Here is a 13,672-nt window from a genome sequence, read left to right on the forward strand (position 1 = left end):
TCTTCAAACCTTAAAGGAAAGATTTTAAATTTTATTTGAAAGCCTGCTTGTGTTAATCAAACTAAGCTGTTGCTAATTTTGCTGATTTCTTTTTCTTGTATTTCATTTCGCTGAAAGTAAATGTTACAATCAACATGATGATAACACCTGCCCACGATGCGGCAACTGTCATCCAGTTTGAACCACCTTCGTTTACAGTAAACAACATCGATGCACCTGTCAACACAACATTGAACATAGATAATGGAATTAAACCTGTCCATCCTAAGCCCATTAATTGGTCATAACGGAAACGAGGTAAAGTCCAACGCACCCACATAAATACAAAAACAAATAATAATGCTTTTCCGATTAATGCACCTACACCTACTAAGGTAGCGATGTTTGCTCCAACAGTAGCACCGAATTTTTCTGAGGCAAAAGAAGCTACGAAGTCATGCCCTGGATAATCATAACCACCAAAATATAAAGTAGCCATTACTGCACCAGAAATAAACATATTGATGTATTCTGCGAATAAATAGAAGCCTAATTTCATTGATGAATATTCAGTGTGGTATCCACCAATCAATTCAGTTTCACACTCAGGTAAGTCGAAAGGAGTACGGTTACATTCTGCAAAAGCACAGATAATGAATATTACAAAACCAAGTGGTTGGTAGAAGATATTCCAATGTCCATTTTGCTGCGTCTCTACAATAGATTTTGTAGACAAAGAACCAGAAAGCATCAAGATAGCAATGATAGAAAGCCCCATTGCCAATTCATAAGAAATGTTTTGTGAAGCCGCACGGATAGCACCAATCAATGAATACTTGTTGTTTGAAGCCCATCCTCCAATTAAAACGCCATAAACACCTAAAGAAACAATACCAAATACCCAAAGAATACCCACGTTAACATCAATTCCCTGTAGGTCTAAGATGATACCATCTCCTAAGTCTAATTTATCTCCAAATGGTACTACGGCTGAAGTCATCAATGCCGTAAGCATTGAGATACATGGGCCAGCAATAAAGAGCCATTTGTTAGATTGTGCAGGAATAAAATCTTCTTTCATGAACATTTTTACAGCATCAGCAAGAGGCTGTAAAATCCCAAATGGACCTGCTCTGTCTGGTCCTACGCGGTCTTGCATAAAAGCAGCAATGATACGCTCAAAGTAAGTAGAATAGGCCGCTACACCAAGGGTGATAGCGAAGATGATTCCTACATAAATGGCTTTGGCCGTAAATAATGTTGATGTAATTTCCATATATCTAAATGTGTAAATAGTAAACTATCTACAATCAATTAATTTAATTGCTTTTGTGGGGCTAAAAATGAACGATCACGATTATCGTCAATCTTTTTATACTGTTCTGCTGCTTGTTTCAATGGAAATGCTGGCGTTATTTTGTTCGCACCATATTTGTTCGCAGAAATCACCGAGTTGTGTGCTATTTGGGTTGGTCCTTCGATAGTCCAATCAGATGTATTTTTGCGTTCAAAACGGCATGTATTACAGATAAATTCTTTTACCTCACCCCATTCGTTTTTGCGTGCTGTTACCCTGATTACCTCGTCACCTCTGTACCAAAGGGTTACTTTTCCTGAGCATTTTCCACAATCGCAACTTGCATCTACTGGTTTCGAGAACCACACACGGCTTTTGAAACGATACGTTTTATCAGTTAAAGCTCCTACTGGACAAACATCGATGATGTTTCCAGAAAAATCGTTATCAATTGCTTTTTCAATGTAAGTACTAATCTCAGCATGGTCACCACGATTCATTACGCCATGCACACGTCCGTCTGTAATTTGGTCAGCTGTGTACACACAACGGTAACACAAAATACAACGATTCATGTTTAGTTTAATATTTGGCCCTAAATCTACAGGGTCAAAAGTATTTCTTTCTTCTACCGTACGTGTTTTAGATACACCGTGTTCAAAAGTAAAGTTTTGCAAATCACATTCCCCAGCTTGGTCACAAATTGGGCAATCTAATGGGTGATTTAACAATAAAAACTCAACAATGCCTTTTCTTACCTCTAATACTTGCTCGTTGATTGTATTTTCTACAACCATACCTTCTTGAATTTGCGTAATACAAGCAGGTACTAGTTTCGGCATCGGACGTGGGTCTTTTTCAGAACCAGCTGTTACTTTAACCAAACAACCACGGCATTTACCACCCGAAGCCTTTAGTGGTTCGTAATAACACATGGCAGGAGGTGCTATATGGGGCCCAATTTGACGAGCCGCCTGCATAATGGTTGTACCTGGGGCTACGTCAACGGTGATGTTATCTATTGTAACTTTCATATAAAAGCTTAATATTTAATTTTGTCGATTAAAACACGGTTTTTCCTAAGAGCAACCTAATTATTAACGATTTGAAGAGTACCTTATCTCAACAATTAGGCAATACTTTCATGCTCGTTTATTTCTTCTAAAATTTGTAATATCTGCGGAGCTATCACAGAAGCATCATAATTTAAGGCTTTCTGATACATCTTTTGCCCAATTTCTTCTCTGAGTAATTTATTCTCAATCAAGGTAATCAATTTACTTTTAGCACTAACGATGCTTCCGTAAGGAATGATTACTCTTTCATCTTTATCCACATATTCAGGAGCACCCCCAGCTTTGTCAAAACACACGACAGGAATTTTATTCAAGCTTGCCTCAATCATCACTAATGGATGAGGGTCTTCTCTTGAAGAAAGAAAGAATATATCAAAACAAGCCATGTAATCGATGTTGTCTCTGGTAGGAGCAATGACATGCACGTGATTTTCAATACCCATTTTTTCCAAATCATACAAAATGTTTTGGTGTTCAACAGAGTTTTTTTGAATACCTATCCACAAAAAGTGAACATCTTTCTTTTCACTAAAAACAGCATTTGCTACTGACAAAAATGTATCAACGCCTTTTCTCCATTCAAAATTTCCGCATCCTCCAATCACTAAAGCATCATTAGGAATATTCAGGCGTTTTCTGATACCTGTTCTGTTCGCGTAATGCAACTTATTGAGGATACCATTTACTGAGATAAATGGATTCACAACCGTTACTCTATCTTCAGCAATTTGATGGTTTTTAAACAGATTACTTTTAATCTCTTTTGAGGCGGCTAAAAAATGAGTACAGTTTTGTACTTGATATTCCAAATCCTCAGGTAACGTATATTTCTGTATAGAATTTTCAAGTTCATGTACATATACTACAAAGGGACATTTCAAAAACTCTAGACTTCGCAATAAGCCACCATTGGCAATGGTATTCGAAAAAATCAAATCAAACTTTAGCTCGGCTAACTCTTTATATTTTTCCTGATAAAAGTTCAGTTTACGAATTTTGTTTAATTTAAAAACTTTATCGTAAATAATTCTTGAATAAGGATTTCTTTTTGAGGATTCTTCATTGTATTCCCAAAGAATCACATTAGCTACTTTATTAAATTCAGCCAATAAAGTCCCGCCTTTTGCTAATAAAAGATATATTTCTAACCCTTGATTTTTTAAAGATTTAAGTAAATCAAGTAGTACATATTGTGCACCCGCAACATTGGCGTCGTGACCAATAAATAATATCTTTTTTTGCATATCTTTTAAATTATAAACTCCAACTTGCCCCTTCACGCATAAATACGGCTCCTTTTTGTGTGGCTTTTTCAGGGAATTTAATGTGCCATTCAAACTCATCACGGAAATGACGAATAGCAGCAGCTACTGGCCAAGCGGCAGCTTCACCTAATGGGCAAATCGTATTACCTTCAATTTTCTTAGCTACATCAACTAATAAATCAACATCTTCCTGACGGCCCTTTCCGTGTTCTATTCTATAAAGGACTTTGTCCATCCAGCCCGTTCCTTCACGACATGGCGAACATTGTCCGCATGATTCATGGTGATAAAAACGACCAAAAGTAAGTGTATTGTGAACAATGCAAGTAGTTTCGTCCATTACAACAAAACCACCAGAGCCAAGCATAGTACCTGTAACAAAACCTCCATCAGAAAGCGATTCATAAGTCATCAAACGATTTTCACCATTTACAGTTTTAAGAATCAACTCGGCTGGAAGAATAGGTACTGAAGAACCACCCGCTACGACAGCCTTTAATTTATGTCCGTCTCTAATACCTCCGCACCATTCGTCTGCATAGATAAAATCTTCAACAGTAATACCCAATGGAATTTCGTACACACCTGGCTTACGAACATGACCAGAGGCTGATATTAATTTGGTTCCCGTACTTCTACCGATACCAATTTTAGCGTACTCATCGCCACCATTGTTAATAATCCAAGAAGTAGCAGAAATAGATTCCACATTGTTAACCACAGTAGGACATTGCCACAAACCTTTTACCGCTGGAAATGGAGGCTTATTACGAGGATTTCCACGTTTACCTTCCAAAGATTCCAACAAGGCAGTTTCTTCTCCACAGATGTATGCACCCCCACCAGGCTGAACAAAAAGGTCAAGGTCATATCCAGAACCCAAAATGTTTTTACCTAACAATCCTTTGTCATAAGCCTCTTGAATGGCTTTTTCAAGGATATTGACAACATACATTAATTCTCCTCTTACATAAATATAAGAAGTATTAGCACCTAAAGCATACGACGATACAATCATTCCCTCAATTAAAGTATGAGGCGACTTCATCATCAAATAGTGGTCTTTGAAAGTACCGGGTTCTGATTCATCCGCATTACAAACTAAATAACGAGGAATACCTTCTGGCTTAGCCAAAAATGACCATTTCATACCCATCGGAAAACCAGCACCACCACGTCCACGAATACCAGATTTTTTTACTTCTTCAGTAACCTCATCAGGAGTCATCGTTTTCAAAGCTTTCTCTACTGCTCTATATCCACCATTTTTACGAAAAACATCAATAGTGTCAATGCCTTGTACGTCAATATGTTCAGTTAATATTTTCATTTTTCTATTAAATTTGATTAGCGATACTTCGCATCGAATTCAGATAAAGTATATCAATAAATTACTTTTAAAAGTAGGTTTAAGTAGCTTATGTGAATTAAAGAGATGTTAAAACTCACAACTCATCACTCACAACTATTACTTTGCATCATTACTATTTTGACAACTCATCAATGATTTCATCAACCTTCTCGTTGGTCAAATTCATATAATATTTTTCTCGAATTTGAAACACAGGTCCCCAACCACAGGCTGCCAAGCATTCTACTTCTTTGATGGTAAACTTGCCATCTGGCGTAGTTTCACCAGTTTCAATTCCTAGTTTTTTCTTTAAGTGGTCATATACTTCAACGCCGCCCATTAAACAACAAGGCCCCGTACGACAATACTCTATTACATGTTCACCCACTGGTTCAAGGTGAAACATTGTATAAAATGAAGCCACCTCATAAACTTCAACAGGCTTTATTTTTAGCAAATTAGCCACATAATCCATTACTTCTGAACTACACCATCTCCACTCTGCTTGAGCCAAATGTAAAATTGGAAGTAAAGCTGATTTTTGCTTACCTTCTGGGTAACGTTTAATGATTTTATGAACTAACTCCAACGTATCAGCTGGAAACTGTATGGTTTGTGTATTTGTCATGTTTTATTCTGAATTAAGCAAAAATTACGCGTCTAATTCCCCTGCAATCACATTCATTGACGACATCGTAACGATGGCATCAGAAAGTGTTGAACCTTTAATCATTTCAGGAAATGCTTGATAATAAATATAGCAAGGGCGACGGAATTTCAAACGATATGGTGCACGGCCACCATCTGAGACTAAATAAAAACCAAGTTCGCCGTTACCACCTTCTACAGAATGATATACTTCTCCGACAGGAGCATCAATTTCGCCCATCACAATTTTGAAATGGTAAATCAAAGCTTCCATATTGTTATAAACCTCTTTTTTCTCAGGTAAATAATAATGCGGAGCATCTGCGTGGAATGGGCCTTCAGGCAAATTATCTAAGGCTTGTTTAATGATTCTTAAACTCTGCCACATTTCTTCACCACGAACCAAGAAACGGTCATAAGTATCTCCTTTGGTTCCTACTGGAACTTCAAAGTCAAAATCTTCATACGACGAATATGGATTCATGGCACGAACGTCATAATCAACACCCGCAGCACGTAGGTTCGGACCAGTAAATCCATAATTTAAAGCACGTTCAGCCGAAATAGCCCCTACATCTATGGTTCTATCCATAAAGATACGGTTTCGTTTTACTAGGCTTTCAAATTCACGAAGTACAGGAGGAAAATCATCAAGAAGTACTTGAATTTTACGGATAGCTTCTTTAGAAAGGTCTCTTTCCATCCCTCCACAACGACCCATATTGGTCGTTAGGCGAGCGCCACACATTTCTTCGTAGATTTCGTAAATGTGCTCTCTCCACTGCATTACATACAAGAAGCCTGTTAAAGCACCTGTATCAACAGCAAGAATAGAATTACAAATGATGTGGTCAGCAACACGGGCTAACTCCATCATGATTACACGGATATATTGTGCTCTTTTTGGTACTTCAACACCCAACAGTTTTTCTACCGTCATGTGCCAACCCATATTATTGATTGGCGATGAACAGTAGTTCATACGGTCTGTAAGCGTTGTGATTTGATAAAGAGGACGACGTTCAGCAATTTTCTCGAATGCACGGTGAATATACCCTACTGTCTGTTCTGCATCAACAATGGTTTCTCCGTCCATCGTCAAGATGTTTTGGAAGATACCATGCGTGGCAGGGTGAGTTGGCCCTAAGTTTAGGGTAGTCAACTCATTGACATACTTTTTATCTATTTGTGCTTTCTCTAAGCCTACGAAAGGGCTTGATACTAATGCGATTTCAGACATATTTTTATAAATTTATCTACCAAATAAGGCATCAATTTTGTCTTGACGAGTGGCGTCTTCTAATGGATATTCTTTACGCATCGGATGATAATCCATTGCTTCATCGTTCAGAACACGTTCCATTTTTGGATGTCCTAAAAACATAATTCCAAAGAAATCAAAGGCTTCTCTTTCCATCCAATTGGCACACGCATACAAACCTGTGATGGTTGGTACTACGATGTTTTCTCTAGTAACGTACAATTTAATAATCAACCTTACATTGTTTTCTAAACTATGTAGGTGATAAATAACGCCAAATTCATGGCTTGGAACGTCTGGGAAATGGATACCGCCTAAATCTGTTAAAAATTGGAATTTGAAGGTCGGATGTTGATATAAGTAATGCATCAACGGCACAATGGTGTCGGTTGTAGTTGTTACGTTTAATAAACCGTAATTTTCTACAATTCCAAAAATATTATCTTCGCCAAATTGTGCGACTAAATCTTGTGCTATTTGTTCGTTTGTCATTGTTAGCTTATCTGTTAATCGTCGTTACTAAAACTTAGTAAAACGGATAACTGTTACTCTATTCCGTAAGATGCTAAAAGTGCTTTGTATTCAGGAGATTCTCTACGACGGCGTTGCTCTGACTTTGCAATTTCTTGAATTTGCATAAAGCCATCCAATATTTGTTCAGGGCGAGGTGGGCAGCCTGGTACATAAACATCAACAGGAATGATGCGGTCTATACCTTGTAAAACAGAATAAGTATCAAAAATTCCACCCGAACATGCACATGCACCTACTGAAAGCACCCAACGAGGCTCTGCCATTTGAAGATACACTTGTTTAAGAACTGGTCCCATTTTTTTAGAGATAGTTCCCATAACCATTAAGATGTCGGCTTGGCGGGCTGAAAAAGACATACGTTCAGACCCAAATCTTGAGATGTCGTAGTGTGAGGCCATTGTAGCCATGAACTCGATACCGCAACATGAAGTAGCGAAGGGAAGTGGCCAAAGTGAATTTGCACGAGCAAGACCCACTAGATCATCTAATTTGCCAGCGAAGAAACCTTGTCCTTCAATTCCTTCTGGAGCATCAACTGTTTTTATTATTCTATCGCTCATTGTATCTATTTGTGAATCCAATTACCAGAAAAGTCCTTCGAGACCATCTATTCAATAGTCAGAAACACAATATATTATATATTCAACTTATGTGATAACACTGTGAATGAGGAAAGGTTTGTTTATAGAAAAACCTATTCTATTCAACGATACTATTTCTCCCAAGTCAAAACACCCTTCTTGATAACATAAATAAAGCCTACTAATAATAATCCCATAAATACTAACATTTCAAGAAACATAGTAATGGCTACATCAGAAGATGATTTTACCCATCCCATAAAGTTTACAGCCCAAGGATACATAAAAATAATCTCTACATCAAATAACACAAAAAGAATGGCTACAAGGAAGTATTTAACAGAGATAGGCGTGCGGGCATCACCAACTGATTCGATACCACATTCAAACGCATCATCTTTAAGTACACTATGACGTTTAGGCCCTAGCCAGTGTGTTGCAAGCATTGTTGCAACAATAAATGCTAAAGCAGCCCCTAATTGAACAAGTATTGGAAGGTAATCTGACGGTTGATAGTTCATTGTTGATTTTTTGAGTTTTAGGTTTTGATTTTCAGATGTTTACATCTTCGTCTCCAAACCGATACGTTATTTGACTAGTATCTTTTCAAAATTTATCTGCAATTTACTGATAAAATTTTGTTTGCGACATTTTTTTAATGCTAAAATTAGAGGGAAATGCCAAAGAGAATACAGAAAGCCATGTTATAATCTGTTATATGGATTCATACTAAATAAGACATCCGTGTTTTAACATTTAATAGCTTTATATGAATCAGTATCAGAAGCATATCTGCTCGTTAATTTCTGATTTTTTATGTCTAAAAACTTTATTGAAAAAACAAATGCAAGGCTAAGATGATGTTAGTCGTTAGAGTTTTGATTGTGTTTATTAACTTGCTAAAAATATTCATCATGGAACAAGACAACATAAAATTTATGAAGAGAGCCATCGAATTATCCATTAAAGGAAGTTCGGATGGAAAAGGAGGACCTTTTGGAGCGGTGATTGTAAAAAACGGAGAAATTGTAGGCGAAGGTTATAATCAAGTGACCTCTACGAACGACCCAACGGCTCATGCGGAGGTAATGGCTATCAGGGATGCTTGCAAAAACTTGAATACGTTCCAATTGGCAGATTGTGAGCTGTATACTTCATGCGAACCTTGCCCGATGTGTTTGGGAGCAATCTATTGGGCACGTCCTTCAAAAGTATATTTTGGCAACACGCGCGACGATGCCGCAAAAGTGGGTTTTGATGATGCCTTTATTTATGACGAAATTCCCTTGCCTATTTCTGAACGCCAAATCCAGATGATTCCTTTGGGAAGAGAGGAAGCTCAACAAGCTTTTGATTTGTGGCAAAACATGAATAACAAGATTGATTACTGAATCCAATTTAATTTTATATACTATTTTCAATTAATATTCATGAAAAAAACAATGACACGCTACTCGTTGAATCTTGTAGCCCTTTCCTTACTCTCGTATCAAATTTCTGCTCAGCAAAAAACTAAAGTAGAAGATTTTACGGCAGAAAACCTATTTACCAATAATATAGAAGGTCCTAATTTTGACAAAGTGGGAAATCTATATGTAGTTAACTTTAAAGAAGATGGCACAATTGGTAAAGTAAAACCTGATGGAACTTGTGAATTGTTCCTAACTTTGCCGAAAGGGAGTACCGCCAATGCCATTCAATTTGATAAAGCAGGTAATATGTTATTGGCTGATTTTTCTGGTCATAATATATTAAAGGTGAATATGAAGAATAAGGCAATCTCTACGTATTGCCATAATGATGCCTTCAATCAGCCCAATGATATTTGTATTACCCAAAAAGATGTCATTTTTGCCTCAGACCCCAATTGGAAAAACTCAACTGGAAAAATTTGGCGCATAGATAAAGGAGGAAAAGAAACCTTATTAACAGACCAAATGGGAACTACTAATGGTATTTGTTTGAGTCCAGATGAAAAAACGTTGTATGTCAATGAAAGTGTTCAGAAAAAAGTTTGGGCTTTTGATGTTGACCTTGCAGGAAATATTTCCAATAAAAGACTATTTACTTCTTTTGAAGATGGGGGTTTAGATGGAATGAAGTGTGACAATAAGGGAAATTTGTATGTTTGTCGCTGGGGACTAGGTAAAATCCTCGTGTTTACTAAAACAGGCAAACTGTTGAAAGAAGTACAACTGAAAGGCTTGCAGAGTAGTAATATCGTATTCAGCCCAGATAAAAAATATGCTTACGTAACCTTACAGGATAGAAAAGGGATGGAGCGTTTTAATTTAAAATAATGCTTTTTTAGCTATAAGCTGTGAGAAATGAGCTTTGAGCTGTTAGATTAGAATCTATTTTAAACAATCAAAACTAACAGTTCAAATCTCATTTCTCACAGCTCAAGTCTTATTTCTCACAGCTTATTGCTCATAGCTCACAACTCAAAGCTTAAATCATTCTCCCCCATTTAAAAACGATTTCAATTCAGTCGCATCTGATGGCTTCATCCTGCCTGCTAAAACCAAACGTAATTGTCTTCTGCGTAATGCACCGTCATAAAGTCCTTTCTCTTCTTCGGTTTCTGTTAATGAAATAGGAACATCTATTGGGCGACCACTCTGGTCAACCGCGACAAAAGTAAAAAAGGCCTTGTTGGTACTTACTCGTTCTTGTGCTGGAATATTTTCTGCCCAAACATCTATTACCACTTCCATAGAAGAACTAAAAGCACGGGTAACTTTGGCTTGAAGCGTAACTACGCTACCCAGTGGGATAGACTCTTTAAAAGATACATTATCTACAGAAGCAGTAACTACAATACGGTTTGAATGTTTCTGAGCACAAATAGCACCCACAACATCCATCATGCGCATAAGGTTACCACCCATCAAATTGCCTAAAGTATTGGTATCGTTCGGAAATATCATTTCCGTCATAGTAGTAAGAGATTCTGAAACGTATTTAGTTTTTGTCATTTTAATTGGATGAAGGTTATATTTTTGGTTTTCGGCTATCGGCTTTCAGTCGTCGACTTTCGATTATCGGTTTTGGAGTGTTGGTTTTTGGTCGTTAGCTTTATATAAATAAAAAATAAAATATTAGCAATCTGATAAGCAATGGCTAAAATCCTATACTCAGCATCCGATGACTGAAATCTGACAACCGATAGCTGAAACCCGAAATCCGACAGCCATTTACTCTTCCGAATTAGTACTTATTTCATCAAGATTGATGGTATTGAAATGTTCGTGAGCTTTTAAAACAATTGCCAAGGCAACAACAGCTTCGCAAACGGCTACTACAATTACAAAGAGTGCAAACATTTGTCCTTGCAAATCAGGGTCATTTTTACTGAATGCTACAAGGTTTAGGTTTACAGCATTGAGCATCAATTCTATTCCCATCAACACTACGATAACATTTCGTTTAGTAACTACAACAGCCAAGCCTATACTGAATAGTAAAGCACCAGTGAGTAAATAATATGAAAGAAAACTATTGTCCATGTTGAAAATATCTACAGCGTTTATCAATATTTAAACTTTAGATTTATTACTTAGATATGCCGCACCAATTAACGTTGCCATTAATAAAACACCCGAAACCTCAAAAGGTAAGACAAAATCGGTCATTAATAAAATACCAATATTTTGAGTAGTAGAAAAAGTCTCGGCGGTTTCGAATAAATAAGATTGTATTTTGATGAAATCAGCCCTTGCAAAAGAGTAGAAAAGTAGCCCGAATAATCCGATGGCGACTACAAATCCAATTAATCGGTTAGTATTTGTACCAATAATATCATTCTTGCCATTCTCCTTACTTCCTTTTTGGTTGGTAAGCATTACCCCAAAAATCAATAGAACTAAAATTCCTCCTACATATACTAAAAGTTGAGTAATAGCCAGAAAGTCTGCACCAATCAATACATATAGTGCCGCAATACCAAAGAAAGTAAGCAAAAGGCTGAATGCAGCATATAATACATTTTTACTCCACAAAACAACACTTGCAGAGACGGCTATTAATAAGATAAATGCTATAAAAATAAAAGGTATCAATTGTCAGTTTTTGGTTTAGGTTTAAACGAAGGTTTAAAAACAGGTTTCGGTCTTGGAGTAGGAACAACTTCCTCAGCTTTTATCTCTTCAACTTCCTTTTTTACTTCTAGTCCAGCGTCTTCTAGTCCTGTGTCTTGCTTCTTAAACGAAGGTTTAAACACAGGCTTCGGTCTTGTGACAGGAGTGGTTTCCTCAGCTTTTATCTCTTCAACTTCTTTCTTTACCTCCAGTCCAGTGTCCTCCACTCCTTCTTCTTTTTTCTTAAACGAAGGTTTAAAAACAGGTTTCGGTCTTGGAGCAGGAGTGACTTCTTCTGCTTTTATATCTTCTACATCTTCTTTCTTTACCTCCAGTCCAGCTTCTTCTAGTCCTTCTTCTTTTTTCTTAAATGAAGGTTTAAAAGTAGGTTTCGGTCTTGGTGCAGTAGTAGCTTCTTGAGCTTTAATTTCTTCTAGTCCAGTATCTTCCAGTTCTTCCTCTTTTTTCTTAAACGAAGGCTTGAAGGCTGGTTTCGGTTTTGGAGCAGTGGAAACATCTTCTACTTTAGTTTCTTCTAGTCTAGCGTCCTGTGTCTTAAGTCCTTCTAGTCCAGTATCTTCCAGTGCTTCCTCATTTTTCTTAAACGAAGGTTTAAAAACAGGTTTCGGTTTTGGAGCAGTTGAAACATCTTCTACTTTAGTTTCTTCTAGTCTAGCGTCTTGTGTCTTAAGTCCTTTTAGTTCAGTATCTTCTAGTCCTGTATCCTTTTTCTTAAACGCAGGCTTGAAGGCTGGTTTCGGTTTTGGAGCAGGAGTTTCCTCTGCTTTTATTTCTTCAATTTCTTCTTTCTTTACCTCTAGTCCTGCGTCTTCTAGTCCTGTGTCTTGCTTCTTAAACGCAGGCTTAAAGGCTGGTTTTGGTCTTGGAGCAGGAGCAATCTCTTCAGCTTTATTATCCTCCAGTCTAGTGTCTAGCGTCTTAAATTCTCCTTCAGTCTTCTTCGTTTTCAACCCCTTCATCGCTTCTTTTTCAAGCATGAATTGGTCATAAAGCTCACGTTTCTCTTGGGCTTGTTCAGGAGAAAGATTTCCAAATGCAAAATTATGTTTGGTAATATCAAATACAGAAAAATCGTACTCGTGTGTCATTGTCAAACATTCTGTCGGACAAACAGTAGTACATAAACCACAGAAACAGCATTTTGCCATATCTATATCAAACTTTGCTGCATACAATCGAATCGCAGAACCATCAGAAGCATACCCAGCAATGCCCGTAGCCTTGATAGGCTCTATTTCGATACAATCAACAGGGCATACCTTTGCACATTTATCACAGACGATACAATCGTCCATCTCATTATGTAGTTGATAACGACCATTGTCAGGTAATGGAAGCTTCTCATGGGGGTACTGTAATGTAACAATACCTGTCTCTTGTTTGAAGTAGTCAGGATTATTTACAAAAATTGGTTTTCGGCTTTGGCGTGCTTCTTTCAAGTGTCTCCACGATAGCGAGAGCCCTTTCAACGAAGATTTGATACCTTCTTTGATATTGCCGAAGTATGTATTGTTTGCTCCTTTATGCACAGCTTTAATAAATTTTCAATTATTGGGTCACTAAATGAATCCTATACTTAA

At 37.2% G+C, this 13,672-nt stretch carries 15 protein-coding genes; 2 read left to right on the forward strand and 13 right to left on the reverse strand.

The window, feature by feature from the left end; translation table 11 throughout:
• Positions 1–61: 61 nt before the first annotated feature.
• The 9 genes from nuoH to J2Y60_RS06960 form a co-directional block, all read right to left on the reverse strand.
• Positions 62–1,255, reverse strand: coding sequence for an NADH-quinone oxidoreductase subunit NuoH (gene nuoH, locus J2Y60_RS06920; RefSeq protein ID WP_309915267.1), 1,194 nt, complete (start codon positions 1,253–1,255; stop codon positions 62–64).
• A gap of 38 nt (positions 1,256–1,293) precedes the next feature.
• Entirely contained in the window at positions 1,294–2,310 is a 1,017-nt protein-coding gene (locus tag J2Y60_RS06925) for a 2Fe-2S iron-sulfur cluster-binding protein (RefSeq protein ID WP_309915270.1), read from the reverse strand.
• Positions 2,311–2,405: 95 nt separating this feature from the next.
• Positions 2,406–3,596, reverse strand: a complete 1,191-nt coding sequence (locus J2Y60_RS06930) for a glycosyltransferase family 4 protein (protein ID WP_309915273.1) — start codon at positions 3,594–3,596, stop codon at positions 2,406–2,408.
• Between the two features lie 10 nt (positions 3,597–3,606).
• A complete protein-coding gene (gene nuoF, locus J2Y60_RS06935) occupies positions 3,607–4,947 on the reverse strand; it encodes an NADH-quinone oxidoreductase subunit NuoF (RefSeq protein ID WP_309915276.1) in 1,341 nt (446 codons plus the stop codon).
• A 154-nt stretch (positions 4,948–5,101) separates the two neighbouring features.
• Positions 5,102–5,596: an NAD(P)H-dependent oxidoreductase subunit E gene (locus J2Y60_RS06940; protein ID WP_309915279.1), complete on the reverse strand. Its 495-nt coding sequence runs from the start codon at positions 5,594–5,596 to the stop codon at positions 5,102–5,104.
• Positions 5,597–5,620: 24 nt separating this feature from the next.
• Complete coding sequence (gene nuoD / locus J2Y60_RS06945; RefSeq protein WP_309915282.1) at positions 5,621–6,856, reverse strand: NADH dehydrogenase (quinone) subunit D; 1,236 nt, start codon at positions 6,854–6,856, stop codon at positions 5,621–5,623.
• Between the two features lie 12 nt (positions 6,857–6,868).
• The gene (locus tag J2Y60_RS06950; RefSeq protein WP_309915286.1) at positions 6,869–7,369 is read right to left on the reverse strand and encodes an NADH-quinone oxidoreductase subunit C; all 501 of its coding nucleotides are present in this window, start codon (positions 7,367–7,369) and stop codon (positions 6,869–6,871) included.
• Positions 7,370–7,422: 53 nt separating this feature from the next.
• Positions 7,423–7,971, reverse strand: coding sequence for an NADH-quinone oxidoreductase subunit B (locus J2Y60_RS06955; protein WP_309915287.1), 549 nt, complete (start codon positions 7,969–7,971; stop codon positions 7,423–7,425).
• 152 nt (positions 7,972–8,123) lie between these two features.
• Complete coding sequence (locus J2Y60_RS06960; RefSeq protein ID WP_309915291.1) at positions 8,124–8,513, reverse strand: NADH-quinone oxidoreductase subunit A; 390 nt, start codon at positions 8,511–8,513, stop codon at positions 8,124–8,126.
• Positions 8,514–8,906: 393 nt separating this feature from the next.
• Between J2Y60_RS06960 and J2Y60_RS06965 the strand changes: the two genes are divergently transcribed.
• Positions 8,907–9,383: a nucleoside deaminase gene (locus tag J2Y60_RS06965; RefSeq protein ID WP_309915295.1), complete on the forward strand. Its 477-nt coding sequence runs from the start codon at positions 8,907–8,909 to the stop codon at positions 9,381–9,383.
• Positions 9,384–9,422: 39 nt separating this feature from the next.
• The gene (locus tag J2Y60_RS06970) at positions 9,423–10,292 is read left to right on the forward strand and encodes an SMP-30/gluconolactonase/LRE family protein (RefSeq protein ID WP_309915298.1); all 870 of its coding nucleotides are present in this window, start codon (positions 9,423–9,425) and stop codon (positions 10,290–10,292) included.
• Positions 10,293–10,448: 156 nt separating this feature from the next.
• Here the strand turns inward: J2Y60_RS06970 and J2Y60_RS06975 are convergent, their stop codons facing one another.
• From J2Y60_RS06975 to J2Y60_RS06990, 4 genes are all read right to left on the reverse strand, one after another.
• Positions 10,449–10,970 carry an acyl-CoA thioesterase gene (locus tag J2Y60_RS06975; RefSeq protein WP_309915301.1) on the reverse strand — a complete coding sequence of 174 codons (522 nt, stop codon included), beginning with the start codon at positions 10,968–10,970 and terminating at the stop codon, positions 10,449–10,451.
• 219 nt (positions 10,971–11,189) lie between these two features.
• On the reverse strand, positions 11,190–11,501 hold the full coding sequence (nuoK, locus tag J2Y60_RS06980) for an NADH-quinone oxidoreductase subunit NuoK (RefSeq protein WP_309915304.1): 312 nt from the start codon (positions 11,499–11,501) through the stop codon (positions 11,190–11,192).
• A 30-nt stretch (positions 11,502–11,531) separates the two neighbouring features.
• Positions 11,532–12,053: an NADH-quinone oxidoreductase subunit J gene (locus J2Y60_RS06985; RefSeq protein WP_309915307.1), complete on the reverse strand. Its 522-nt coding sequence runs from the start codon at positions 12,051–12,053 to the stop codon at positions 11,532–11,534.
• Positions 12,050–13,621, reverse strand: coding sequence for a 4Fe-4S binding protein (locus J2Y60_RS06990; RefSeq protein WP_309915310.1), 1,572 nt, complete (start codon positions 13,619–13,621; stop codon positions 12,050–12,052). The genes J2Y60_RS06985 and J2Y60_RS06990 overlap by 4 nt, the downstream gene beginning before the upstream one ends.
• Between the last annotated feature and the right edge of the window lie 51 nt (positions 13,622–13,672).

Source organism: Arcicella sp. BE140, from assembly GCF_031456255.1.
In the GTDB taxonomy this organism is placed as follows: Bacteria; Bacteroidota; Bacteroidia; order Cytophagales; family Spirosomataceae; genus Arcicella; species Arcicella aquatica.

What these genes read in the sequence shown, in the direction of transcription:
- nuoH (WP_309915267.1), bottom strand. Translation starts at nt 1,255, where the DNA reads ATGGAAATTACATCAACATTATTTACGGCCAAAGCCATTTATGTAGGA.
- J2Y60_RS06925 (WP_309915270.1), bottom strand. Translation starts at nt 2,310, where the DNA reads ATGAAAGTTACAATAGATAACATCACCGTTGACGTAGCCCCAGGTACA.
- J2Y60_RS06930 (WP_309915273.1), bottom strand. Translation starts at nt 3,596, where the DNA reads ATGCAAAAAAAGATATTATTTATTGGTCACGACGCCAATGTTGCGGGT.
- nuoF (WP_309915276.1), bottom strand. Translation starts at nt 4,947, where the DNA reads ATGAAAATATTAACTGAACATATTGACGTACAAGGCATTGACACTATT.
- J2Y60_RS06940 (WP_309915279.1), bottom strand. Translation starts at nt 5,596, where the DNA reads ATGACAAATACACAAACCATACAGTTTCCAGCTGATACGTTGGAGTTA.
- nuoD (WP_309915282.1), bottom strand. Translation starts at nt 6,856, where the DNA reads ATGTCTGAAATCGCATTAGTATCAAGCCCTTTCGTAGGCTTAGAGAAA.
- J2Y60_RS06950 (WP_309915286.1), bottom strand. Translation starts at nt 7,369, where the DNA reads ATGACAAACGAACAAATAGCACAAGATTTAGTCGCACAATTTGGCGAA.
- J2Y60_RS06955 (WP_309915287.1), bottom strand. Translation starts at nt 7,971, where the DNA reads ATGAGCGATAGAATAATAAAAACAGTTGATGCTCCAGAAGGAATTGAA.
- J2Y60_RS06960 (WP_309915291.1), bottom strand. Translation starts at nt 8,513, where the DNA reads ATGAACTATCAACCGTCAGATTACCTTCCAATACTTGTTCAATTAGGG.
- J2Y60_RS06965 (WP_309915295.1), top strand. Translation starts at nt 8,907, where the DNA reads ATGGAACAAGACAACATAAAATTTATGAAGAGAGCCATCGAATTATCC.
- J2Y60_RS06970 (WP_309915298.1), top strand. Translation starts at nt 9,423, where the DNA reads ATGAAAAAAACAATGACACGCTACTCGTTGAATCTTGTAGCCCTTTCC.
- J2Y60_RS06975 (WP_309915301.1), bottom strand. Translation starts at nt 10,970, where the DNA reads ATGACAAAAACTAAATACGTTTCAGAATCTCTTACTACTATGACGGAA.
- nuoK (WP_309915304.1), bottom strand. Translation starts at nt 11,501, where the DNA reads ATGGACAATAGTTTTCTTTCATATTATTTACTCACTGGTGCTTTACTA.